This window comes from Kitasatospora sp. NPDC041988 (genome assembly GCF_055588525.1).
On record NZ_JBVJCO010000026.1, the window covers coordinates 80,239 to 101,965 of the forward strand.

Genomic DNA, 21,727 nt, shown 5'->3' on the forward strand with positions numbered 1-21,727 from the left:
GAGGCTGGCGGCGGCGGGGGCCGGCGCCGGGAGGCGGAACGCGGTGCTTGACCATGACACGGTGTGAGGGCCTGCACTGGAGGAATCATGTTCAACATCGGAGACTTCGCCAAACACGGCCGGGTGTCGGTCCGCATGCTGCGCCACTACGACGCGATCGGGCTGCTGCGCCCGGCGCGTGTCGACCCGGCCAGCGGCTACCGCTCCTACGAGGCCGCCCAACTCGCCCGGCTCAACCGCGTCATCGCGCTCAAGGACCTCGGCTTCACGCTCCAGCAGGTCCTTGCCGTCCTGGACGACCGGGTGGACGCGGCCGAGCTGCGCGGGATGCTGCGGCTGCGGCGGGCCGAACTCGCGGCGGCGATGGCGGCGGACGCCCAGCGGCTGGCCCGGGTCGAGGCGAGGCTCCGGACGATCGAGAGCGAGGGAACGATGTCTGCGCACGACGTGGTGGTGAAGCGGGTGCCGTCGGTCCGGGTTGCGGAGCTGACGGCCGTCGCGGCGGGTTACGAGCCGGAGGACATCGGGCCGGTGATCGGCCCGCTGTTCGCCGAGCTCTGCCGCCGGCTGGCGGAGGCCGGGGTGGCGGAGGCCGGTCCGTCGCTGGCCCGGTACGAGGACGTGCCGGACGGGGACGGCGCGGTGCTGATCCGGGTGGCGGTCCCCGTCTCGGCGCCCCTGGCCGGGGAGGGGGAGTACGGCTTCGCGGTGGTCGACCTGCCGGAGATCGCCGAGGCGGCGACCATCGTGCACCGCGGGTCGATGGACGACGCGGTGGGCGCCTTCCAGACGCTGGCCCGCTTCATCGACGAGAACGGCTACCGCTCCACGGGGTACGCCCGGGAGCTGTACCTGGAGTGCCCGGACGCCCAGGCGGACTGGGTGACGGAGCTCCAGGAGCCGGTGGTCCGCGCGTAGTTCACGCGGGCCGCCGGCGGCGGCTTGCCCTCGACCAGGTCGAGGGTCCTACGGTCGGCGGGCATGGGGACGACCACCACTGAAACCACGCCCGCCGGCACCGCCGACATCGCCGGCACCGCCGCCGCACCGGTACGGCGGACCGCGCTCCCCGGGCCGTACCTGCTCTGGCTGGCCGGTGCCCAGGCCGGCCTGCTGGGCGACGCCGCGCTCTACTTCGCACTGGGCTGGGCCGCCTCCGCCCACGGCGGGGGTGCGGCGGGTCTGGTGCTGACCGCGATCACGCTGGCACGCACCGTCCTGGTGCTGCTGGGCGGCGCGGTGGCGGACCGGTTCGGCGCGCGCCGGGTGATGGTCGCCGGGGACGCGGTGATGCTGGCCGCCACGCTGGCGCTGGCGGGGGCCGCGTCCGGTTGGGGCACGCCGCTCTGGCTGTTGGTCGCGGCGGCCGCCGTCATCGGCACGGTGGACGCGTTCTACCTCCCGGCGAGCGGTTCGATGCCGAGCCGCCTGGTGGGCGCCGGGCAGCTGCCGCGGGCGCTCGCGCTGCGGCAGGCGGGCGGGCAGATCGCCGCGCTGCTCGGGGCACCGCTCGGCGGCGTGCTGGTCGCGGCGGGCGGGCTGTCCGGGGCGGCGCTGGCGGACGCGGTGAGCTTCGGCATCGTCCTGCTGGTGCTGCTGCGGGTCCGGCCGCAGGATGACGAGGTGGGGCAGGACGGGCGGGGGCCGGGCCGGGCCGCGGACTCCACGGGGCTGCTGCGCGAGGCGGCCGACGGGGTCCGGCTGGCGCTGGCCGACCCGCTGCTGCGGGCGGCGCTGCTGTTGACCGGGGCCGCCGCCGGGGCGCTGCTGCCGGTGGTCTCGCTGCTGGCGCCGCTGCTCGCCCGGACGCACGGCTGGGGCGCCGGGGCCGCCGCGCTGGTGGCCGGCGGACAGGGCGCTGGAGTGCTGGTGGTGGCCGGTCTGGTCTCCTGGCGGGGCGCCCTGCGGCGGGCCGGGGTCGGGGCGGCGGCCGGTCTCTGCACGGCGTCGGCGGGGATCGCGGTGCTGGCCTGGGCGCCCGGAGTGGTGGCGGCGGTCGCCGGCGGCGTGGTGGCCGGAGCCGGTTCGGGCCTCTTCGCCTGCCACCTCGGGCCGCTGGTCCTGGGCGGGGCTCCGGTCGGCCATCTCTCCCGGGTGCAGGCCCTGTTGACGCTGGTGCAGAGCGCCGCCCTGGTGCTGTCGACGGGCCTGCTCGGTGTCCTCGCCGACGCGGCCGGCGCCCGCTGGCCCACGGCGCTCTGCGCGCTCGCGACCGGCGCGGCCGGGCTCGCCGCGCTGGCCTCGGCCGCACTGCGCCGGGCCTGACGGGCGCCGCTGCTCGGGGTCGCTGCGTGGGGCCGCTGCGTGCGCCGCTGCATGGGGCGCTGCATGCCCCGGCGGAGTCGGGCGGGCGGAGGGCCGGGCCGGAGCGGCGTACTTGCCGGTCGTCCGGCCGCCGGGCAGAGTGCGGGCAGGGGCGTAGGGCGGCGCGCGATCGCGCGGCCCGCGTCCGGGCACCTGCGGCCGCCGGGCGGCGTACGGCGTCGGGCGGCGCGCGTGGCAGAGCGGCGTATCGCCGGACGGCGTGCGCCGGGTGGTGATCGGAGGCGGCGATGAGTGATCTGACGGACCGGCTGGCACAGGGGCTCCCGCCCGGCGCACTCGCGGTGGACCCGGATGTGATGGCCGCCTACAGCCACGACATGGCGGGGTTCTGCGAGGCCGGAACCCCGGCGGTGGTGGTCTTCCCGGAGACGGTCGAGCAGGTGCAGCACATCCTGCGGACCGCCACCGAGCTGCGCGTCCCGGTGGTGCCGCAGGGTGCCCGGACGGGGCTCTCCGGCGCGGCCAACGCCGTCGACGGCTGCATCGTGCTGTCGATGGTCAGGATGAACCGCATTCTGGAGCTCGATCCGGTGAACCGGATCGCGGTGGTCGAGCCGGGTGTGGTGAACGCCGAACTGTCGCGGGCAGCTGGAGAGTTGGGGCTCGCCTACCCGCCGGACCCGTCCAGCTGGGAGTCCTGCACGATCGGCGGCAACATCGGCACCGGCGCGGGCGGGCTCTGCTGCGTCAAGTACGGCGTCACCAGCGAGTACGTGCTCGGGCTGGACGTGGTGCTGGCGGACGGGCGGCTGCTCTCCACGGGGCGCCGGACGGCCAAGGGGGTCGCCGGCTACGACCTGACCCGGTTGCTGGTCGGTTCGGAGGGCACGCTGGGGGTGGTGGTCCGGGCGGTGGTGTCCCTGCGGCCCGCGCCCGCACCGCAGTTGGCGTTGGCGGCGGAGTTTCCGAGCGCGGACGCGGCGGGCGACGCGGTCTGTGAGGTGATGGCGCGCGGGCTCGCGCCGTCGCTGATGGAGCTGATGGACTCGGTGTCCGTACGGGCGGTCAACGAACTGGGGCAGATGGGGCTGCCGGAGTCGACGCAGGCGCTGCTGCTGGTGGCGTTCGACGGGGCGGACCCGGCGGCCGAGCTGGCGGTGGTGGGGGAGATCTGCCGGGCGGCGGGCGCGACGGAGGTGGTGCCGGCCGACGACCAGACCGAGTCCGACATGCTGCTGGAGGCCAGGCGGCTGGCGCTGCCGGCGCTGGACCGGCTGGGTACCACGATGATCGACGACGTGGCGGTGCCGCGCTCCCGGCTGGCCGAGATGCTGAACGGCGTGGCCGGAATCGCCGAGCGGCACGAGCTGACCATCGGGGTGGTGAGCCATGCGGGGGACGGCAACACGCACCCGATCGTCATCTTCGACGCCACCGATCCCGAGGAGACGGCCCGGGCTCAGCGGTCGTTCGACGAGATCATGGCGCTGGGGCTGGAGTTGGGCGGCACGATCACCGGGGAGCACGGGGTCGGGCTGCTGAAGCGGGAGTGGCTGGCGCGCGAACTGGGGCCGGTGGCGATGGAGCTCCAGCGGCAGCTGAAGGCGGTCTTCGACCCGTTGGGCATCCTCAATCCCGGGAAGGCGGTCTGATGGTCGGCTTTTCGTGCTTTGCCCGCCCTGATCGGGGGATTTTCCCGTCGGCAGCTGCCACGGGCTGAAGGCCGTCACCGTCGACTAAATAAGATTGTTGGAATAGTCGCAGGATGGCTGGATATATCGACATGGGTCGGTCGCGCCACCTTGAGGAGGAGTGACTGCGGGAGGTCCGCGCCAGGTGGTGCGCCGGGTTCTCTGCATGCTCCCCGTGCGCTGTTTCCGATGGCGCCGACGCCTGCCATCGATCGGGCGAAATCCCAGGTCAGTGGCGGTGTGTCGAAGCGTTTTCCGTTGGGCCGTCGGTTATTCCTCGCCGCCCTGGATATCACGCTAACGGGCGAAACTGCCGCTGGGAGGTGGTGCTTTGTCGATTTGTTGCGGAAGTCTGTCCCTCGGCGTCGCAGCCTGCTGGTGTTCGTCTGGCCGGCGAACTCCCGCACACAATGCATGAATACCCGATTGACAGCTTTTTCTTGGAGGCAACTCATGGCTCGCATCCGCAATCGCCGACTGGCCGGTCTTCTGGTCGCCGCCCCGCTCGCGGCCGGTCTGCTGCTCGCCGGGGCCGGCTCCGCCGCCGCCGACAACGGCGCGGCGGCCAACGACGGCTCCAACAGCGGCGTGGTGTCGAACGTCGGTACGGGCAACGTCTTCGGCTCGGTCGACGGCAACTACGTCTCCACCCAGCAGACGGCCACCGGCTCCGGCGCCTCGAACCAGGCCAACACCCTCGCGGTGAAGGACAACTCGGGTGTCATCCTGGCCGGCCAGTCCAACAAGAACGTCAACCTCGTCTTCGCCCCGGTCTTCCACTGACCGGAACGGGTACCACCGCCGGCGGGGGCGCCGGGGGTGGGTGACCGCGGGTGAGCTGAGCACTCGCGGCGGGGCTCGAAGCGACACGACTCGAAAAATGCAGGGAACGACCGGGCAGCGGAAAGGGTCACCGCCAACCGGCCTCGTGGGCGGCACCGATCGACGGTGCCGCCCACGAGTGCGTCCGGGGGCCGGTCCTTCCGGCACGCGCCGGCGCCGGCCGGGGGCCGCCCGCCCGAGCCGCCCGCCCGGACCGGGTCCACCGGCCCCGGGGCAGGCACGGGCGCCGACGCGAACGCGGGCCCGGCCGCCGATCCGACAGTCGACCCGACCGCGTCATCGGCCGCCGATCCGACCGCGTCATCGACCGTCGTGCCGACCGCGTCATCGGCCGCCGATCCGACCGCCGATCCGACCGCTTCATCAGCCGCCGACCCGACCGCCCGCGGACCCCGGCGAGCCAGGGCGCGCGCGGAGTCGTCACCCCTCGGCGGTACGGTTGCGCTCCGACAGCGCACCCCGCGCCCGGGCCCCCGCGGCCCGTCCGGCGAGGGGCTGCGACCGCGGCAACCGGAGGGAAGGGCGCGATGGCAGCGGAGGAGGAGGGCCTGACCGGCCCGGGCGAGGCCATGCCCGCACCGGGACCGGAGTCGAGGCCGGCGCCGAGGTCCGAGCCCAGGCCCGAGCCCAGGTCCGTACCCGAGCTGCTGCTCGGCCGCCCGCCGATGGCCCGCCCACTGCCCTCCTTCGACGCCGAGGCGGCCCCGGCCGAGCCCGGCCCGCTCTTCGTCGACTGGCTCGCCACCGCCCTCGCGGCCGGCGTGCTGGACCCGCAGGTCGCCACCCTCTCCACGGTCGACGCCGACGGCCTGCCGGACGCCCGGGTGCTGGTGCTGCGCGACGTGGACGCGGCCGGCACCGGCTGGGTCTTCTCGGCCGCCGCCGACAGCCCGAAGGGTCGTCAGCTCGCCGACCATCCGGCCGCCGCGCTCACTCTCTACTGGCCGCCGCTGGGCCGCCAGGTCCGGGTCCGGGGCACCGTCGAGCGCGCCGCCGACCAGGTCGCCGGCGCCGAGTTCGCCACCCGCTCCCCGGCCGCCCGGGTCGGCGCGCTGGTCGGCCGGCAGAGCGAGCCGCTGGCCTCCCTGGCCGAGTACGACGAGGCGGTCGCGGTCGCCCGCCGCCGTCTGGAGGCCACCCCGGACGCGGTGGCCGCCGGGCACGCCGTCTACACGCTGTGGGCGCACGAGGTGGAGTTCTGGCAGGGCGACGCGGACCGCCGGCACGTCCGGCTGCGCTACACCCGGACGGGTCCGGTCCGCACCCCTGAGTGGTCTCGGACGCTGCTCTGGCCGTAGCCGTTCGTCGGTGAGGCGCCGACCGGGACCGGTCCGCGCCTCACCGGGCGCCGGCCGGCCCGCCGCCCGGCGCAGGCCGCCCGGCCGACCAGCCGCTCACCCGGTGCCCCCGCGCACCCCGCCGGGTCCGGCTCAGCGCCGACCGGTCAGCGTGGCCCCGACGCTGGCGGCCACCACGCAGCCGATCCCGGCCAGCTGCGCCGCACCGAGCAGCTGGCCCAGCACCACCAGCCCGACCAGCGCACTGACCGCCGGCTCCAGGCTCACCATCACGCTGAACACCCGCTGCGGCATCCGTCGCAGCGCCGTCATCTCCAGCGCGTACGGGATCACCGGCAGCAGCAGGGACACCCCGGCCACCGAGAGCAGCAGCGTCAGCGGCGAGGCACCGGGTGCGGTCAGCCCGTCCCAGGCCTGGCCGAGCCCGAACGGCGCCAGCGTCAGCGCGCCCACCGTCATCGAGACGGCGAGCCCCTGGAAGCCCTGGAACGCGGCGCCGACCTTGTCCGTGAACAGGATGTACGCGGCGTAGCAGGCGGCCGCCCCGAAGGCGTACACCAGGCCGACCGGGTCCAGCGAGGACCCGCCGCCCTCGCCGAGCAGCGTCAGCAGCGCCACGCCGCCGGCCGCCAGCAGCGCCCAGACCAGGTGGCTGGCCCGGCGCGCGAAGACGAGCGCCACCGTCAGCGGCCCGAGGAACTCGATGGTCGCGGCGGTGCCCATCGGCAGCCGGTCGATCGCCCCGGCGAACAGCAGCGTCATTCCGGCGGAGGCCATGCCGAGCAGGCCGGCGGCGGCCAGGTCGCGCGGACGGCGCCCGCGCAGCCGGGGCCGGGTGACGGCGAGCAGGATCACCGCCGCGAAGCCCAGCCGGAGGAAGGTCGTGCCGCTGACCCCGAGCGGGCCGAACAGCGGCTTGGAGAGCGCGATGCCGAGCTGGACCAGGAACATCGCGGCCAGACAGAGGAGCGGCGCCGGGATCCTCCCCCAGCCTTCGGCCGGGGGGTCCCCCATCGGGCGCCGCAGGAACTTCGGGAACCGCCGGCCGGTGGGCCGGCCGGGGGCCGTGCCTGGTGGCGTCTCGGAGCCGGGCGCCCCGCCTCGTCGCCAGCTGCCCCGCTCGCCGGCGGGCTCGCCCTGGGGGGCGGGCGGCATGGCAAGGGCCTCGGCGACGGCGGAGGCCGGCGTCGGGGCGATGGTTTCACTGGGGTGGGGCGTGGGCATGCTGGCGAGTTTGCCGTAAGGAGTCAGGTGGGGGCAAGCTCGTTACAAAAATCGGGACGGATGCGGACGGGTGCGACCGAAAGGGTGAGCTTCTCCGGCGTCCGCGGCGCGGTTGCCGCATTCGTCCGATGGTCCGTCAGTATCAAGGCCGGGTGCGCTATCTCCGCCCGGCGGCCCTGTCCGCCGCCTCCCTCGTCCTCCTGCTGGCCATCGACGGGACGGACGTGAGCGCCGAGGCGACCGCCCCGGTGGCCGCCGCCGTGCCCCGCATCCGGGCCACCGTCCTGCCCGACCTGGCCGGGCCCCCCAACGTCCGCACCCGCGACCTCTACAGCGGTGCCGCCTTCGACGCCTGCACCGCCCCACCGCTCGACACCCTCCGCGCCTGGCGCGGCACCTCGCCGTACGGCGCGCTCGGCATCTACACCAGCGGCGCCCAGCGCGGCTGCGCCCAGCCGAGGCTCACCGCCGAGTGGGTCCGCCAGGCGCGGGCGATGGGCTGGCGGTTCCTCCCCGTCCACGTCGGCCTCCAGGCGCCGTGCAGCGAACTCAAGGGCAAGCCGAGCCGCATCGACCCGGCCCGGGCCGCCCAGCAGGGCCGGGACGAGGCGGCAGAGGCGGTCCGCGGCCTCAAGGCCGTCGGGCTGGGCAAGGGCAGCCCGGTCTTCCTCGACATCGAGGCGTACCCGCTGCACGACCCGGTCTGCGGCCAGGCCGTCGTCGACTTCGCCCTCGGCTGGACCCAGGGCCTGCACAACGCCGGCTACCGGTCCGGCTTCTACTCCAGCCTCGACTCCGGCATCGCCGACCTCGCCGCCGCCGCCCGCGCCGGCAGCTCCCCGCTGCCCGACACCCTCTGGTACGCCCGCTGGAACGACCAGGCCGACACGGCCGGCGGCGGTGCCCTCACCCCCGACCTCTGGGCCGACCGCCAGCGCGTCCACCAGTACCACGGCAACGTCGAGGAGACGTACGGCGGCGCCACGCTCACCATCGACCGCGATCAGGTCGACGCCCCGCTGGCGGGCTGACGCCCCGGCAGCCGTGGGCGGATAGGGTGTCCCGTCGACTCGAGCAGGCAGAGCTCGATCACGGGGAGGGGTACGGGCGTGTCGGAAGGTCAGGGGTACTACGGCGGCGCGGGCGGGCACGGCGCCGCGCCGCAGCCGAACCCGTACGCGCAGGGGGGTCAGCAGCCCGGCCCGTACGCGCAGGGCGGGGCGAACCCGTATGCGCAGGGCAACCCGTACGGGCAGGGCGTGCCGCAGCCGAACCCGTACGGGCAGCCGAACCCCTACGCACAGGGCACCCCGCAGCCCGGCCCGTACGCGCAGCCCGCCCCCTACGCGCAGCCGATCCCCGCTCAGCCCACGCCAATGCCAATGCCAATGCCGACGCCCGCTCGGCCCGCGCCCGCGCCCGCGCCCGCGCCCGCCGCGCCGCCTGTCGCACCCCTGGACGTCGGCCACCTCGGCCCGGGGCCCCGCCGCAGCCGGACCGCCGTGCTGATCCAGTTCACCCTTCAGTGGATCTACGCGCCGCTCTGGATCGCCGCGCTGGTCGCCCTGCTCGTGATCCTGCTCTGGAGCGGGGCCAGCGGCCCGTCCGCGCCCAAGTCCGACGCTTGGCTGAAGGTCAATCGCACCTTCATCCCGCCGCGCCGCCTGAAGGCCGAACTCTCCGGCCGTCCGGAGGTCTGGGAGCGCTACCTCACGCCCATCCTCGAACGGCGGATCCGCGCCGCCGAGGCGAAGCACGCCGCCGGCGACGGTGAGGTCCGCGACGATTTCACCCGGGTGATGTCCCTCAAGTTCCCGGTGCGCCTCTACCGGGGTCTCGGTGCGGCCGGCGTGGCGCGGCTCGCCGAACGGTACGGCTGGCAGGGCAAGCCCGTCCTCGACCCGGACCGGATCTGGATCCACCGCACCTTCCCCGTCCCGGCCCCGGCGTACGCCCCCGGACCGCAGGACCCGCCGGCCGCCCCCGGCACGCCGTGGGGCCCGCGGCCGACCCGCCCGGCCGTGCTGCTGCCGTTCATGTTCGTGCTGCAGTTCGTCTACGTGCCGGTGTTCGGCCTGCTCACCCTGCTGACCTTCCGGGCGAACCGCCCCGAGCCGGACTACTGGAACCGCTGGGGCGCCCGCTGGACGGTCGGCCCGTGCGTCTTCCGGGCCGAGTTCACCGGCAGCGCCGCCGCCTGGGAGCGCCACATCCGCCGCGTCCTGGCCCGCCGAACCGGTCCCCAGGCCGGCGCCTCGACCCCGCTCCTGCCGCGCCGGACCGAGATCAACCTGGCCACCTACCGCGGGGCCGGGGCTCAGCAGGTCGTGCGTATCGCCGCCGAACAGGGCTACGTCCTGGACCCGGCCTACACGCCGGAGCCCCAGCACTGCGTCCGCCTCTACCGCCCCGGTCAGGCCTGACCCGGCCTCACCCGGCCTGCCCGCTACTCCTTCAGAGCGAGCGTCAGCCAGCCGAGCCCCCCGCAGTCCTGGCAGGTCTCCGAGATGTGCCCCGTGCCCGACCGGTCCGCCCGCACCCCCAGCCGTGCCCGCATCCGCACCCCGCCGGAACAGCAGGGGCATGGCACCCGGAACCCGCCCGCCCCCCGGTCGGCCCGGCGGTCCTCATCTCTGCCACTCATGCCCATCAGTATCGCCCGCCCCTGCCGCCCCGACGTGCTGCAGCCGGATGCGCCCGGGCGTCCCCGCGCGGGGAGCGGGGTGCCGCGGTGAATCCGTGATCCGTGCAACGGAGCCGGAATGCTGACATCGGGGAGGGTGGAGAGGCACAATCGGGCTCGACTGCCCGCGTTACCGACGAGTAGTGGCGCCGCAGTCGCAGCCGCAGTGCCGCCCGGTCAAGGAGGACCCGTGTTCAGCACGATGCAGGACGTACCGCTCACCGTCGCCCGGATCCTGACCCACGGGGCCACCATCCACGGGCGGTCGACGGTCACCACCTGGGACGGCACTGGCCCGGTGGTCCGGACGTACGCCGAGGTCGGGGCGCGGGCCGCGCGGCTGGCGTGTGCGCTGCGGGACGAGCTCGGAGTGACCGGGGACGACCGGGTCGCAACTCTGATGTGGAATAACTCCGAACATCTGGAGGCGTACCTCGCGGTGCCGTCGATGGGCGCGGTGCTGCACACGCTGAACCTGCGGCTCCCGGCGCACCAGCTGTCGTTCATCATCAACCACGCCGCCGACCGCGTGATCATCGCCAACGGCACCGTGCTCCCCCTGCTGGCCGCCGTCCTCCCGGAGCTCGGCCCGACGCTCAAGCACATCGTGGTCAGCGGCCCCGGCGACCGGTCGGTGCTGGCGGGCTTCGCGGGCACCGTGCACGACTACGAGGAGCTGATCGCCGGCCGGCCGGCCGAGTACCCCTGGCTGACCGACATCGACGAGCGCCAGGCCGCCGTGCTCTGCTACACCTCCGGCACCACCGGCGACCCGAAGGGCGTGCTCTACAGCCACCGTTCGGTCTACCTGCACTGTCTCCAGGTCAACACCGGCGACAACTTCGCCTTCACCCCGCGGGACATCGCGCTGCCGGTCGTCCCGATGTTCCACGTGAACGCCTGGGGCATCCCGCACGCCGCCTTCATGTCGGGCGCCGGCCTGCTGATGCCGGACCGCTTCCTCCAGCCGAAGCCGATGGCCGAGATGATCGCCCGGGTGAAGCCCACCGTCAGTGCCGCCGTGCCGACGATCTGGAGCGGCCTGCTGGACGAGCTGGACGCGGGCGACTACGACACCTCCAGCCTGCGGATGGTGGTCATCGGCGGCTCGGCCTGCCCGCCGTCGCTGATGCAGGGGTTCGACGAGCGCCACGGCATCCGGGTCGTGCACGCCTGGGGGATGACGGAGACCTCGCCGCTCGGCTCCTTCGCCCAGCCGCCCGGCGGGCTCACCCCGGAGGAGGAGTGGCCGTACCGGGTCACCCAGGGCATCTTCCCGGCCTCGGTCGAGGCCCGGCTGATCGGCCCGGCCGGCGAGCGGATGCCGCACGACGGCGTCGCGGCGGGCGAGCTGGAGGTGCGCGGGCCGTGGATCGCCGGCGCCTACTACGGCGGCGCCGGCCACGACCCGGAGCGCCCGGAGGACAAGTTCTCCGAGGACGGCTGGCTGCGCACGGGTGACGTCGGCACCATCACCGCGGACGGCTACCTGACCCTGACCGACCGGGCCAAGGACGTGATCAAGTCCGGCGGCGAGTGGATCTCCTCGGTCGACCTGGAGAACCAGCTGATGGCCCACCCCGAGGTCGCCGAGGCGGCCGTGGTGGCCGTGCCGGACGAGAAGTGGGGCGAGCGGCCGCTGGCCACCGTCGTGCTGCGGCCGGGGGCCACGGCCGGCCTGAGGGAGCTGCGCGCCTTCCTCGCCGGGCGGATCGCCTCCTGGCAGCTGCCGGAGCGCTGGGCGATCGTCGAGTCGGTGCCGAAGACCTCGGTCGGCAAGTTCGACAAGAAGGTGATCCGCGCCCACTACGCCGCGGACGAGCTGGACGTCACGGTGCTCGGCAAGGAGTAGCCGACGGAGTCGGCCGGGAGTACAGCTGAGGGCCGGTCACCCCGCACGGGGTGACCGGCCCTCAGGCACGTCCGCCGGCGCTCACCCGGCGGCCGGGACGCCCGCCTCGCCCATGGCGCCGATCCGCCCGAGCAGGTCGACGATCCGCGACTGCACGTCCGCGGTGGTCGAGCGCTCGGCGAGGAAGAGCACCGTCTCGCCGGTGCGCAGCCGGGGCAGTTCGCGCGGGTCGAGGTCCACCGAGGTGTAGACGACCAGCGGGGTGCGGTGCAGCCGGTCGTTGGTGCGCAGCCAGTCGAGCAGGCCGACCCGGCGGCGCCGGATCTGGAAGAGGTCCATCACCACCAGGTTCGGCTGCACGCTGCTGGCCCGGGAGACGGCGTCGTTCTCGTCCACGGCGTGCTCGACGTGCATGCCGCGCCGTTCCAGGCTGCTGATCATGGCGGCGGCGATGTCCGGGTCGCCCTCGACCAGCAGGACGCGCGGGGCGTGGTGCTCGCCGTCGCGCGGGGCGAGCGCGCGCAGCAGGACGGCCGGGTCGGCGCCGTACGCGGCGTCCCGGGTGGCCTGGCCGAGGCCGGCGGTGACCAGCACCGGGACCCGGCTGTTGAGCGCGGCGGTGCGCAGCGACTGCAGCGCGGTCCGGGTGATCGGGCCGGTCAGCGGGTCGACGAAGAGCGCGGCGGGGAAGCCGGAGACCTGGGCGTCCACCTCCTCGCGGGAGCGGACGATCACCGGGTGGTAGCCGCGGTCCTGGAGGGCCTGCCTGGTGGCCGGGTCGGGCTCGGGCCAGACCAGCAGGCGGCGCGGGCCGCCGTCCCCGCCGGGGGCGGGCAGCGCGGGGTGCTCGGCGGGGTCGTCGTGACCGGCGGCAGGAAGCTCGGCCATCGGCCGCGGCGCGGGCCGGGCCTCCGGTACGGCGGGCAGTTGCGGCGCGCCGGCCGGCCGGGCCGGGGCGGGGGCCTCCGGGGCGAGGGCGGACGGGCCACCCGGCACACCCGGAGCCTGGAGCGGACGCGGCGGCGCCAGCTCGGCGAGGCCGGTGCCGACGGGCCGCGGTCCGTCGCCCTGGCCGGCCGTGGCCGGACCCTCCGACCCGGGGGCGGGCAGCGCGGGCCGGGCGGGGGCCAGTGCGGTGGAGGCGGCGCCGGGGGCGGAAGGCTCCTGGGCCTCTGCGCCGGGGCCGGGCGGGACGGCCAGCCGGCGGCGGCGGCCGGTCGGTGCGGCGGCGGTTGGTTCGGGCAGCGCGGGTGCGGGCCCGGCGGGCAGCGCGTGCTCCAGACCGGGGTAGACGGTGCCGGGGTCGGGGACGCCGGGGAGGGCGAACCCGCCGGAGGAGTCCTCGTTGGCCGGCAGCGCCCGGCGCCGCCGGGACGGCTTCGGGGTCTGGCCGCCGTCGGCCTGGCCGCTCTCCGGGCCGACCGGCGTGCCGTCGGCCGGGGTCCCCTGGGCCTGGGACCCGTCGACCGGAGTGCCGGTGGCCGGGGTGCCGTCCACGGGAGTCCCGCCCGCCGGCGTGCCGGGGGCCTCGGTCTCGGCCGCGGGTGCCGGCCCGAGCGCGAGCGGGCCGCGCGGACCGGCCGTGCCCGCCTCGGCGGCGCGGTGGTTCTCCGGGCGGTCGCCGGCGGTGTCGAGACCGTCGACCGGCACGGCGTACGCGGTGCCGGACCTTCCGTCGTCCTTGCCCCACGGGTCGGTCGGCTGGGCGGTCGGGCCGCCGAGGCCCTGACGCCCGTATGCGGGGTCGTTGCCGGTGCCGTGCCACTGGTCGGGGACGGCCCGCTCGACCCGCGCCGGGGCGTGCGGCCACTGGTCGGGCGCTCCTGCGGGAGCGTCACCCGCCGGAGCGGGAGGCGCGGCGGGGGGCGCGGGCGGCTGCTCGGTGGCCGGTCGGCCGCGGCGCCCGCGCCGCTCGGCCACCGGCTCCTCGGCGGGCTGCTCGTCCGCCCGCTGCTCCGCCACCGGCTTGGGGCCCTCGCTGGTCGGCGCCGCCTCGGCGTCGTCCTCGGGGTGCCGCGCGGTGGGCAGCTGCGGGATGCCCGGCAGGTCGGGCAGGACGGCGGAGTCGGTCTCCTTGGGACGGTCCGACCGCCCCTCGGCCGACGCGCGCTCGGCGGCGGCCTTCGCCGCGACCGGGTCCAACGGCAGCTCGACGACGTACGTGGTGCCGGCCTTGCCGGGCAGTTCGTGCGGCTGGAGCACACCGCCGTGCCGCTCGACCACCGCGCGGGCGATCGGCAGGTGGACGGGGCTGCCGCCGCGGCCGGGGCCGCGGATCTCGACCCGGGCGACGTCGCCGCGCTGGGCGGCGGCGAGCACCACCATCGGCGCGTCGCCGTCGGTGGGCGGCAGCGTCGCCCCGGCGGCGATGCCGGGCCCGGGGGCGGCCAGGCCGGGGGAGGGGAGGGCTGGCGGGGCGTCCAGCGAAAGCGCCACCCCGCTGACGTCGGCGACCAGGTGGGCCAGCGCCTGGGCGAGCCGCTGCTCGTCGGCGATCACCTCGACGGCGGCGGCGTGTACGGAGAACCGCACCCGGCCGGCGCCGACCAGCTCGCCGGCGTGCTCGACGGCCCGCCGGACCACCTTGTCCAGGGCGACCGGGACGCGCTCGGGGGCCTTCCGGCCGCCCTTGCCGTCGCCCTTGTCCCCGTCCCTGCCGTCGCCCGGACCACCCGGTCCGGAGCCCGGTCCCGACCCGGACGAAGCCTCGCCCGCCTCGGAGCGCTGGTGGGCGAGCACACCGTCGATCAGCTTGCCGAACCGGCGGCACTCGTCGGCCAGCCGCCGCAGCGTCCAGTTGGCCTCGGGCCAGAGCTGGCCGGCCGGGTCGGCGGCGAGCGCGTCGATCCGCCGGTGCAGCGCGGTCAGCGCGCCGCCCAGCTCGCTCTCCAGGACGGCGGTGAGGTGTTCGTTGCGGGCGACGAGGGCCAGCTCGCGGCTGCGGTCGGTGAAGGTCATCACCGCGCCGACCAGCTGGTCGCCGTCCCGGACGGGGGCGGTGGTGAGGTCGACGGTGACCGGCCGGCCGTCCTTGCGCCAGAGCACGGTGCCGCGCACCCGGTGCTTGCGCCCGGAGGTGAGGGTGTCCAGCAGCGCGGACTCCTCCAGTGACAGCGGGGTGCCGTCGGCCCGGGAGTGCTGGATCAGCGGGTGCAGCTCGCGCCCGCCCAGCTCGCTCGCCCGGTACTCCAGGATGTGCGCGGCGGCCGGGTTGACCAGCACGCAGCGGCCTTCGAGGTCCACGCCGAGCACGCCCTCGGCGGCGGCGCGCAGGATCATCTCGGTCTGCTTGTGCTGGCGCCGCAGCTCCGCCTCGACACCGAGCCGGCTGGAGAGGTCGCGGACCAGCAGCAGGAGCAGGTCGCTGCCGGAGGAGGACCGGGAACTCTCGCGGTACGGGTCGTAGGGGACGAGCGGCGAGAGCGCGTAGCCGCGGCCCTCACCGGAGGCGCCGTCGTCGGCGAAGTCGTTGCCGGAGACCTCGACCGGGAAGGTCGTGCCGTCGGTGCGACGGGCGGTCATCCGAACGGGGCGGTCGAGGGCGTCGTCCTCGCGCGGGGTCGGCCGCATCGAGCCGGGGATCCGGCTCGGGTCGAACTCGGGCAAGAGGTCGAGTACGCCCATGCCGACCAGCGAGGTGCCGGGCGCTTGGAGCGCCTGGACGGCTGCGTTGTTGGCATCGACGACGGTCCCGTTGCTGTTCACCAGCAGCAACGCGTCGGGCAGGGCGTCGAGTATGGCGGCGAGGCGAGCAGCGCCTCGGATCGGCCTGCTGCTCACGTCGACAGGTCTCCTCGGCTCAGGGCAGCTCCTCCGGAGACGGCAGTATCTCATTCTTCTTTGCGGCGGGGACGACCCGCCTAGTAACGTTGTCGGTGGTTGGTGCCGAGCCCTTGGGTTGTGGCATCATCACTGGCACACGGAGCGGGTCCGCCACGCGGGCGCGGTTCATGTGGGGAGGCTTCGCCTAGTCCGGTCTATGGCGCCGCACTGCTAATGCGGTTTGGGTCTTAAAGCCCATCGAGGGTTCAAATCCCTCAGCCTCCGCCAGTCGCGAGCCCCGTCGACGTTCACGTCGGCGGGGCTTTTCGCATGTCCGGGCCGGATGCGTCGGGGTGCCTCCGGCAGGCGGCCCGGACAGGGCCGGCGCGGGCCCGGCACGGTGCCCGGGGGTGCCCGGATCAATCGATTTCGCCCCGCGTCGCAGGTCATGTAATGTTGTCCCCGCACCGCCCCGGTGGCACCTTCACCAGGGCGAGCGCTCATAGCTCAACGGATAGAGCACTTGACTACGGATCAAGAGGTTGCAGGTTCGAATCCTGCTGAGCGCACCAAACCCCGCAAGACCGGGTCCGCCCGGCACTTGCGCTCATAGCTCAACGGATAGAGCACTTGACTACGGATCAAGAGGTTGCAGGTTCGAATCCTGCTGAGCGCACCAGAGAGAAGCCCCCGGCCACCGGCCGGGGGCTTCTCCCGTTTCCGGCGCCGCCGCGGCTCAGCCCAGCTCGGTGCGGTTGATCCAGGGCACGTCCCGCTGGTCCAGGAACCAGTCGGAGGAGGTCAGCGGCCGGGTCCGGTTGAAGGTCACCGGCACCGGGTCGTGCCGGATCCGGCCGGGGTCGGCGCCGAGGCCGGCCAGCAGCTCGGCGAGTGCCGGGGCGAGGTCCGGCGGCCCGCTGAGGTGGACGTCCCAGCCGGACCAGTTGCCGTGCCGCAACAGCATGTCGTGGACCATCCCGATCGCGTCGTCCCGCCTGTTCCCCGGCGCGGGGGCGGCGAGCAGCACCCGGAGCCGGTCGTGCCGGGCGAGCAGCCGCTCGGCGGCGGCCAGGTCGTACTGCTCGGTCTCCGAGCGGGCGGCGAGCACCACGGTGACGTGGCGGGTGGCCCGTTCGGCGGCGAGCTGTTCCAGCAGCGCCAGGGTCTGCCCCCAGCCGGTGCCGCCGGCCACCGCCAGCAGCGGCCGGTGCGAGCCCGGGTCGAGTACGGCGTCGCCGAGCGCGGGCCCCAGCCGCAGCAGTTCGCCCGGGACGACGTCGTCGACCAGCGCGGTGCTGAGCAGCCCGCCGGCCACCCGGCGGACGTGCACGTCGAGGCTGCCGTCCGGCCGCGGGGCGTTGGCGATCGAGTACGGGCGCCACACCCTCGGTGCCCGGGGACTGCTGAGGGTGAGGTACTGGCCGGGGACGAACGGGTACGGGCGCATCGGGGCGAGGGTGAGCACGGTGATGTCGGCGGCGGCGCGGCGCCGGACGGCCACCTCGGCCTCCCACCAGGCGGGGGCGTCGACCGGGACGTCGGCGGCGGCCTCGGTCATCACCTGGGCGATCACCGTGAACGCCTCGGTCCACGCCTTCTCGGTCTCGGGCGTCCAGGAGTGGCCGGAGAAGTGCCGCACGGCGGCGATCAGGCTGGCCCCGACGGCGGGGTAGTGCTCGGGCGCGGCCTGGAACTTGCGGTGATCGCGCCCGAGCGCCCGGAGGTATCCGGTGAGCTGTTCGGCACTCTCCAGCCGCAGCACGATCTGGGTGAGTGCGGCGAAGAGCCGGTCCCGCTGCTCGGCCATCTCGGCGGGGAAGAACGCCCGCACCCCCGGGTTGTGGGTGAACAGGTGGGCGTAGAAGTACTTGGCCATGTGGTCGGCGCGGCGCTCGACGACCGCGAAGCTGGCGCGGATGACCGCGGGGTCGAAGGGCACCGCGACCCGGCTAGGCGGACTGCGCGATGGTGAGGGCCTCGCCCATGGTGTCGGCGACGACGCCGTAGACGGCGGTCCAGGAGGCCTCGGCCTCCGGGGTCCAGGCGTCCCCGGCGAAGTGGGCCAGGGTGGCCAGCAGGCTCGCGCCGACGGCGGGGAAGTGGTCGGCGGCTGCCCCGTACCCGGCGTGCCGGGCGCCGAGGTCGCGCAGGATGCCGACCAGCGTGTCGGTGTCCTCCAGGTGGGTGACCAGCGCGCCGAGGGCGGCCCAGAGCCGGTCCTGCTGCTCGTCCAGGTGCTCGGCGAAGAGGCCGCGGACACCGGGATTGTGCTCGAACAGATGCTGGTAGAAGTACCCGGCGACGGCGGGGCCTTGGGGTTCGACGACCGCGAAACTGCTCTTGACGAGAACGGGGTCAATAGTCACGGGCCCCGACTCTACTGAGCGGCCGGGTAATTCGAACAGGGCGGCCCGGTGAATAGTCAGGTACCGGACAGCCGCATCCGGTTGGAATCACCGGTATTCGCCGGTATTCGCCTCGATATGCCGCCTAATGGATGAAATACATCCCTTTCGGGTACATCCTGTCCTGCCGGTCGGATGACCGCCAATCGGGTGGGATGCGACCAAGAGCACAGGTGTCGCAGTATGACCGGCCCAGGATCGTGATTCCGTTTTGTCAGATCTTGTGCCCAGACTGCCGGCCGCTGATCGCCGGTCACCGGCCACCGGCCCCTGGCAGCCGATCCCGAAGGAGAGCCGGATGAGCCGACAGTTTCCCCACGACGCCGCCCTGTCCGCCCCGGCCCCACACCGGCGCGGCGCCCGGGCAGGAGGGGTGCGAAGGCTCCGGCCGGCGGCGGCCGGCGCTTCGGCGGCCCTGGCCGCCGGCCTGCTGATCGGCTGGAACCCGCCGCTCTCCGCGGCCCAGCAGTCCCCTGACACCTGGTCGGGAGAGCACCGCGCCGTCCTGCCCTCCGGTCTCGCCGTCCAGCTCGATTTCTCCGCCGCTCCCGGCGTGGCTGCCGCGGCCGAACCGGGAGAATTGGCCGACCGGGCCGGAGGAGGCCGGGCAGCCGCCCTCTATACGGACGGAGTCCGGCCCGGAGATCCCGCACAGGCCTTCCGGATCGCGGCGGACCGTCCGCAGACGGATGGTTCCTGGCGCACCGTCGGAACCCTTCGGCTCGGCTTTTCCCGGCCGGTCCGGAATCCCCGGCTGCACCTCAGCGGACTCACCGGAATGGCCGCCGGGAAAGGCGGCACCACCAGCACCGCGACCCGGCTGACGCTCACCGGCGGCTCGCCGAGCGCCCCCACCCTGGTCAACCGCACCGACTGGCCCGGCTGGACGGTCGACGGCAACGCCCTCGCCCCCGCCGGGGCGGACGGCAGCACCGACGCCGCGGCAGGGTCCGCCGCCGAGGGCAGCCTGGAACTGGCAGGCACGTTCCGAACCGCCGTCTTCCGGGTCGAGCAGCGCTCCACCGCCCGGGCCGGCTCCACCACGGCACCGCAGCCGCTGAACCTGGCGTCCACCATCACCCTGGACGAGGGCGTCGGGACCGCCCCGCAGGGCTACGGCAACGCCTCCCACCTGCTCTCCGACCTCTTCCTCGGCGCGGACGCCACCACTGCGGCCCGGCTCGCCCGGCGGCCCGCCGCCATCGCGCGGGGGGCGGCCGACGAGCCGCTGGTCCAGCTCGACCACGGCGCCGCGCGGCGCAGTGTCTGGTCCAACCCGGCACCGCCGCAGCTCCAGCCCGGGCGCGGCGAGTACCAGGGCGCCGACCCGGCCGTCAGCTATCCGGCGGAGGCGGCGATCGGCCGCTACTACCGGCTCACCGTCCCGGTCGCGGTGAGCGGCGCGCCCGCCACCCTGGCCGGCTGGATCGACTTCGACCGCAACGGGCGGTTCGACCCCGTCGAGCGGGTGCAGACCGAGATCCCGGAGGGCGCCGACAGCGCCACCCTGGAGTGGACCGTCCCCACCAACGCCGCCTCCGGGGAGAGCTGGGCCCGGCTGCGGATCGGCCGGGACGCGGCGCAGCTGGTGCAGGCCGGCGGCTTCGCCGACTCCGGGCAGGTCTCCGACCAGCGGATCCGGCTGACCGTCGGCGCCGCCCGGCCCGAGATCGTGACCCCGGTCGACGGCACCGTGGTCTCCGACGCCCGCCCGCAGGTGCGCGGCGAGGGCGCGGTGGCCGGTGCGACGGTCGAGGTCCGGGACGGCGACGCGGTGGTCTGCAAGGCGCGGGTCGAGAGGGGCGGCGACTGGTCCTGCCGGCCGGGCAGCCCGCTCGGCGCGGGGGCGCACAGCCTCACCCCGGTCGAGACCACCAGCGGCGGTGTGGTGCTGCGCGGCGAACCGGTCCGGATCACCGTGAGGACCGCGCCGCCGGCCGCCCCCGTGCTCAGCCTCCCCGAATACACCAATGACCCGGGGCTCCAGCTGACCGGCACCGGGGAGCCGGGCAGCACCGTCTCGGTCTCCGACCAGCCGGCCGGGGCCCGCGGCGGCGCCACCGCCGAACTGTGCAGCACGGCGGTTCGGCCGGACGGCGGCTGGTCCTGCCTGCCGGTCGAGAACCTGCCGGACGGGCGGCACCAGCTCACCCCGGCCGCCGTCGACGCCGCCGGGAACCGGACGCCGGGGCGGCCTGCCGCACTGGTGGTCGACACCGTCCCGCCGGACCGGCCGGTGCTGACGACACCGGCCGCCGGCGAGACCGTCCGGGCCGCCCGGCCGAAGCTCGCCGGGCGGGCGGAGCCGGGGGCCCAGGTGACCGTCGCCGCCCGGTCGGGCAGCGCGGCCTCGGCCGAGCGGATCGTCGCCTGCGGGGTCACCGCCGCCGCGGACGGCAGCTGGAGCTGCACGGCCGCCCGGGACCTGGCGGACGGCGAGCAGTGGCTGGTCGTCACGGCGACCGACCGGGCGGGCAACGGGACGGCGGCCGACGCGGTCACCGTCCGGGTCGCGGCGGCCGGGGCTCCGGCGGCGTCGCCGGGGGCGGGTCCGGTGGCTCCGAGTCCCGAGGCCCCGAGTCCGGTGGCTCCGACGACGGCGGCTTCGGTGGCGGCGTCGCCTGCCGCGCCCGCGGTGCCTGTTCTTCCGTCACCTGTCGTGCCGTCATCGGCGGCGCCGACGGTGCCTTCGCCGACGGTGGCTTCACCGACGGCTCACTCGCCGGCTGTTCCGTCGCCCTCCGTATCCACCAGTCCGGCGACGGCGCCTTCGGCGTCCTCGTCGCCCTCGGTGTCCTCGATGCCCTCGGCGTCCGTGCCAACGGTCTCGCCCACGGTGCCGGTCCCGCCGACTCCGTCGATCCCGTCGATTCCGTCCGTTCCGTCCGTCCCCGGCCCCGAGGCCGCGTTGGAACCCGTCCTGCCAGGCCTGCTGCCGATCGTCGTCCCGGCTGTCGTGGACCCGGCCGTCGGTCCGTCGGTGCCCGTAGCCCCGGCCACCACCCCGGTCGGCGCAAAGCCGAGCCCGAGCCCGAGCCCGAGCCCGAGCCCGAGTCTCAGACCCAGCCCGAGCCCGAGCCCGAGCCCGAGTCTCAGACCCAGCCCGAGCCCGAGCCCGAGCCCGAGCCCGAGCCCGAGTCTCAGACCCAGCCCGAGCCCGACCGTTAGCTCGTCCGCATCCCTGTCCGCATCTCCGTCCGCCCCGCCGGCGTCCCCGTCCGTGTCCCCGTCGTCCGCGCCCTCGTCGGCCCCGGCCGCCACCGTGGTCGCCGCCCCGGCGGTCGCGCCCAACGCGGTGGAGGCCGTGCCCGGTGGGCAGGTGTCCGCCGAGACCTCCCGGGCGCTGGCCGCGCCGCCGGCCGGGCAGTCCGTCGGGGCCGCGGCGGAGGCGTCGCAGGCGGCGTCCGACCGGCCGCGGTCGGACGGCTGGCGTGGCGGCCTTGCCGGTGTCCTGCTCCTGCTCGCCGGGGTCGGGCTGATCACCCGCCGGGTCTTCGCCCGCGGCCCCGGCGCGCGGCGGCGCTGAACCACCCCGACCATCCGCTCATGTGCCTGCGCGTCAGGTCCGGCTTCGGATGATTCGTCAGGAAATGTCGACACGCACTATCTCAAATGTCGCATTTGATGACGTATGAACTTAGCCTGACTCTGGCACTGCCCGTCAGATCCGGGCCGCCCGTTGCGCGACACACTGAACCCGAGGA

General features: G+C 75.1%; 14 protein-coding genes and 3 tRNA genes. 12 read left to right on the forward strand and 5 right to left on the reverse strand.

The window, feature by feature from the left end:
* The first annotated feature begins 87 nt into the window (after window positions 1-87).
* From ACZ6NC_RS24900 to ACZ6NC_RS24920, 5 genes are all read left to right on the forward strand, one after another.
* On the forward strand, window positions 88-918 hold the full coding sequence (locus ACZ6NC_RS24900) for a MerR family transcriptional regulator (protein ID WP_465735970.1): 831 nt from the start codon (window positions 88-90) through the stop codon (window positions 916-918).
* Between the two features lie 63 nt (window positions 919-981).
* Entirely contained in the window at window positions 982-2,265 is a 1,284-nt protein-coding gene (locus ACZ6NC_RS24905; protein WP_465735971.1) for an MFS transporter, read from the forward strand.
* 287 nt (window positions 2,266-2,552) lie between these two features.
* Window positions 2,553-3,917, forward strand: coding sequence for an FAD-binding oxidoreductase (locus ACZ6NC_RS24910; protein ID WP_465735972.1), 1,365 nt, complete (start codon window positions 2,553-2,555; stop codon window positions 3,915-3,917).
* Window positions 3,918-4,409: 492 nt separating this feature from the next.
* Entirely contained in the window at window positions 4,410-4,739 is a 330-nt protein-coding gene (locus tag ACZ6NC_RS24915) for a hypothetical protein (RefSeq protein WP_465735973.1), read from the forward strand.
* 587 nt (window positions 4,740-5,326) lie between these two features.
* Window positions 5,327-6,097: a pyridoxine/pyridoxamine 5'-phosphate oxidase gene (locus ACZ6NC_RS24920; protein ID WP_465735974.1), complete on the forward strand. Its 771-nt coding sequence runs from the start codon at window positions 5,327-5,329 to the stop codon at window positions 6,095-6,097.
* A 132-nt stretch (window positions 6,098-6,229) separates the two neighbouring features.
* On the opposite strand, the gene ACZ6NC_RS24925 is transcribed toward ACZ6NC_RS24920, so the two are convergent.
* On the reverse strand, window positions 6,230-7,321 hold the full coding sequence (locus ACZ6NC_RS24925; protein WP_465735975.1) for an EamA family transporter: 1,092 nt from the start codon (window positions 7,319-7,321) through the stop codon (window positions 6,230-6,232).
* Window positions 7,322-7,473: 152 nt separating this feature from the next.
* Here ACZ6NC_RS24925 and ACZ6NC_RS24930 point away from each other — a divergent pair, with 152 nt between their 5' ends.
* Window positions 7,474-8,352, forward strand: a complete 879-nt coding sequence (locus ACZ6NC_RS24930) for a DUF1906 domain-containing protein (RefSeq protein WP_465735976.1) — start codon at window positions 7,474-7,476, stop codon at window positions 8,350-8,352.
* A gap of 78 nt (window positions 8,353-8,430) precedes the next feature.
* Window positions 8,431-9,744 carry a hypothetical protein gene (locus ACZ6NC_RS24935; RefSeq protein WP_465735977.1) on the forward strand — a complete coding sequence of 438 codons (1,314 nt, stop codon included), beginning with the start codon at window positions 8,431-8,433 and terminating at the stop codon, window positions 9,742-9,744.
* Window positions 9,745-9,767: 23 nt separating this feature from the next.
* Here the strand turns inward: ACZ6NC_RS24935 and ACZ6NC_RS24940 are convergent, their stop codons facing one another.
* Window positions 9,768-9,965 carry a hypothetical protein gene (locus ACZ6NC_RS24940; RefSeq protein WP_465735978.1) on the reverse strand — a complete coding sequence of 66 codons (198 nt, stop codon included), beginning with the start codon at window positions 9,963-9,965 and terminating at the stop codon, window positions 9,768-9,770.
* Window positions 9,966-10,194: 229 nt separating this feature from the next.
* Here ACZ6NC_RS24940 and ACZ6NC_RS24945 point away from each other — a divergent pair, with 229 nt between their 5' ends.
* Window positions 10,195-11,856, forward strand: a complete 1,662-nt coding sequence (locus ACZ6NC_RS24945; RefSeq protein WP_465735979.1) for a long-chain fatty acid--CoA ligase — start codon at window positions 10,195-10,197, stop codon at window positions 11,854-11,856.
* Window positions 11,857-11,937: 81 nt separating this feature from the next.
* Here the strand turns inward: ACZ6NC_RS24945 and ACZ6NC_RS24950 are convergent, their stop codons facing one another.
* Window positions 11,938-15,636, reverse strand: coding sequence for a hybrid sensor histidine kinase/response regulator (locus tag ACZ6NC_RS24950; RefSeq protein ID WP_465735980.1), 3,699 nt, complete (start codon window positions 15,634-15,636; stop codon window positions 11,938-11,940).
* A 176-nt stretch (window positions 15,637-15,812) separates the two neighbouring features.
* On the opposite strand from ACZ6NC_RS24950, the gene ACZ6NC_RS24955 reads away from it, so the two are divergent.
* From ACZ6NC_RS24955 to ACZ6NC_RS24965, 3 genes are all read left to right on the forward strand, one after another.
* A tRNA-Ser gene (locus ACZ6NC_RS24955) sits at window positions 15,813-15,906 on the forward strand.
* Between the two features lie 208 nt (window positions 15,907-16,114).
* A tRNA-Arg gene (locus ACZ6NC_RS24960) sits at window positions 16,115-16,190 on the forward strand.
* Window positions 16,191-16,221: 31 nt separating this feature from the next.
* A tRNA-Arg gene (locus ACZ6NC_RS24965) sits at window positions 16,222-16,297 on the forward strand.
* A 57-nt stretch (window positions 16,298-16,354) separates the two neighbouring features.
* Here the strand turns inward: ACZ6NC_RS24965 and ACZ6NC_RS24970 are convergent.
* On the reverse strand, window positions 16,355-17,557 hold the full coding sequence (locus ACZ6NC_RS24970; RefSeq protein WP_465735981.1) for a globin domain-containing protein: 1,203 nt from the start codon (window positions 17,555-17,557) through the stop codon (window positions 16,355-16,357).
* 10 nt (window positions 17,558-17,567) lie between these two features.
* Complete coding sequence (locus ACZ6NC_RS24975) at window positions 17,568-17,984, reverse strand: globin domain-containing protein (RefSeq protein WP_465735982.1); 417 nt, start codon at window positions 17,982-17,984, stop codon at window positions 17,568-17,570.
* A 337-nt stretch (window positions 17,985-18,321) separates the two neighbouring features.
* Here ACZ6NC_RS24975 and ACZ6NC_RS24980 point away from each other — a divergent pair, with 337 nt between their 5' ends.
* Entirely contained in the window at window positions 18,322-21,549 is a 3,228-nt protein-coding gene (locus ACZ6NC_RS24980; RefSeq protein ID WP_465735983.1) for an Ig-like domain-containing protein, read from the forward strand.
* Window positions 21,550-21,727: the final 178 nt, after the last annotated feature.

What these genes read in the sequence shown, in the direction of transcription:
- ACZ6NC_RS24900 (WP_465735970.1), top strand. Translation starts at nt 88, where the DNA reads ATGTTCAACATCGGAGACTTCGCCAAACACGGCCGGGTGTCGGTCCGC.
- ACZ6NC_RS24905 (WP_465735971.1), top strand. Translation starts at nt 982, where the DNA reads ATGGGGACGACCACCACTGAAACCACGCCCGCCGGCACCGCCGACATC.
- ACZ6NC_RS24910 (WP_465735972.1), top strand. Translation starts at nt 2,553, where the DNA reads ATGAGTGATCTGACGGACCGGCTGGCACAGGGGCTCCCGCCCGGCGCA.
- ACZ6NC_RS24915 (WP_465735973.1), top strand. Translation starts at nt 4,410, where the DNA reads ATGGCTCGCATCCGCAATCGCCGACTGGCCGGTCTTCTGGTCGCCGCC.
- ACZ6NC_RS24920 (WP_465735974.1), top strand. Translation starts at nt 5,327, where the DNA reads ATGGCAGCGGAGGAGGAGGGCCTGACCGGCCCGGGCGAGGCCATGCCC.
- ACZ6NC_RS24925 (WP_465735975.1), bottom strand. Translation starts at nt 7,321, where the DNA reads ATGCCCACGCCCCACCCCAGTGAAACCATCGCCCCGACGCCGGCCTCC.
- ACZ6NC_RS24940 (WP_465735978.1), bottom strand. Translation starts at nt 9,965, where the DNA reads ATGAGTGGCAGAGATGAGGACCGCCGGGCCGACCGGGGGGCGGGCGGG.
- ACZ6NC_RS24980 (WP_465735983.1), top strand. Translation starts at nt 18,322, where the DNA reads ATGAGCCGACAGTTTCCCCACGACGCCGCCCTGTCCGCCCCGGCCCCA.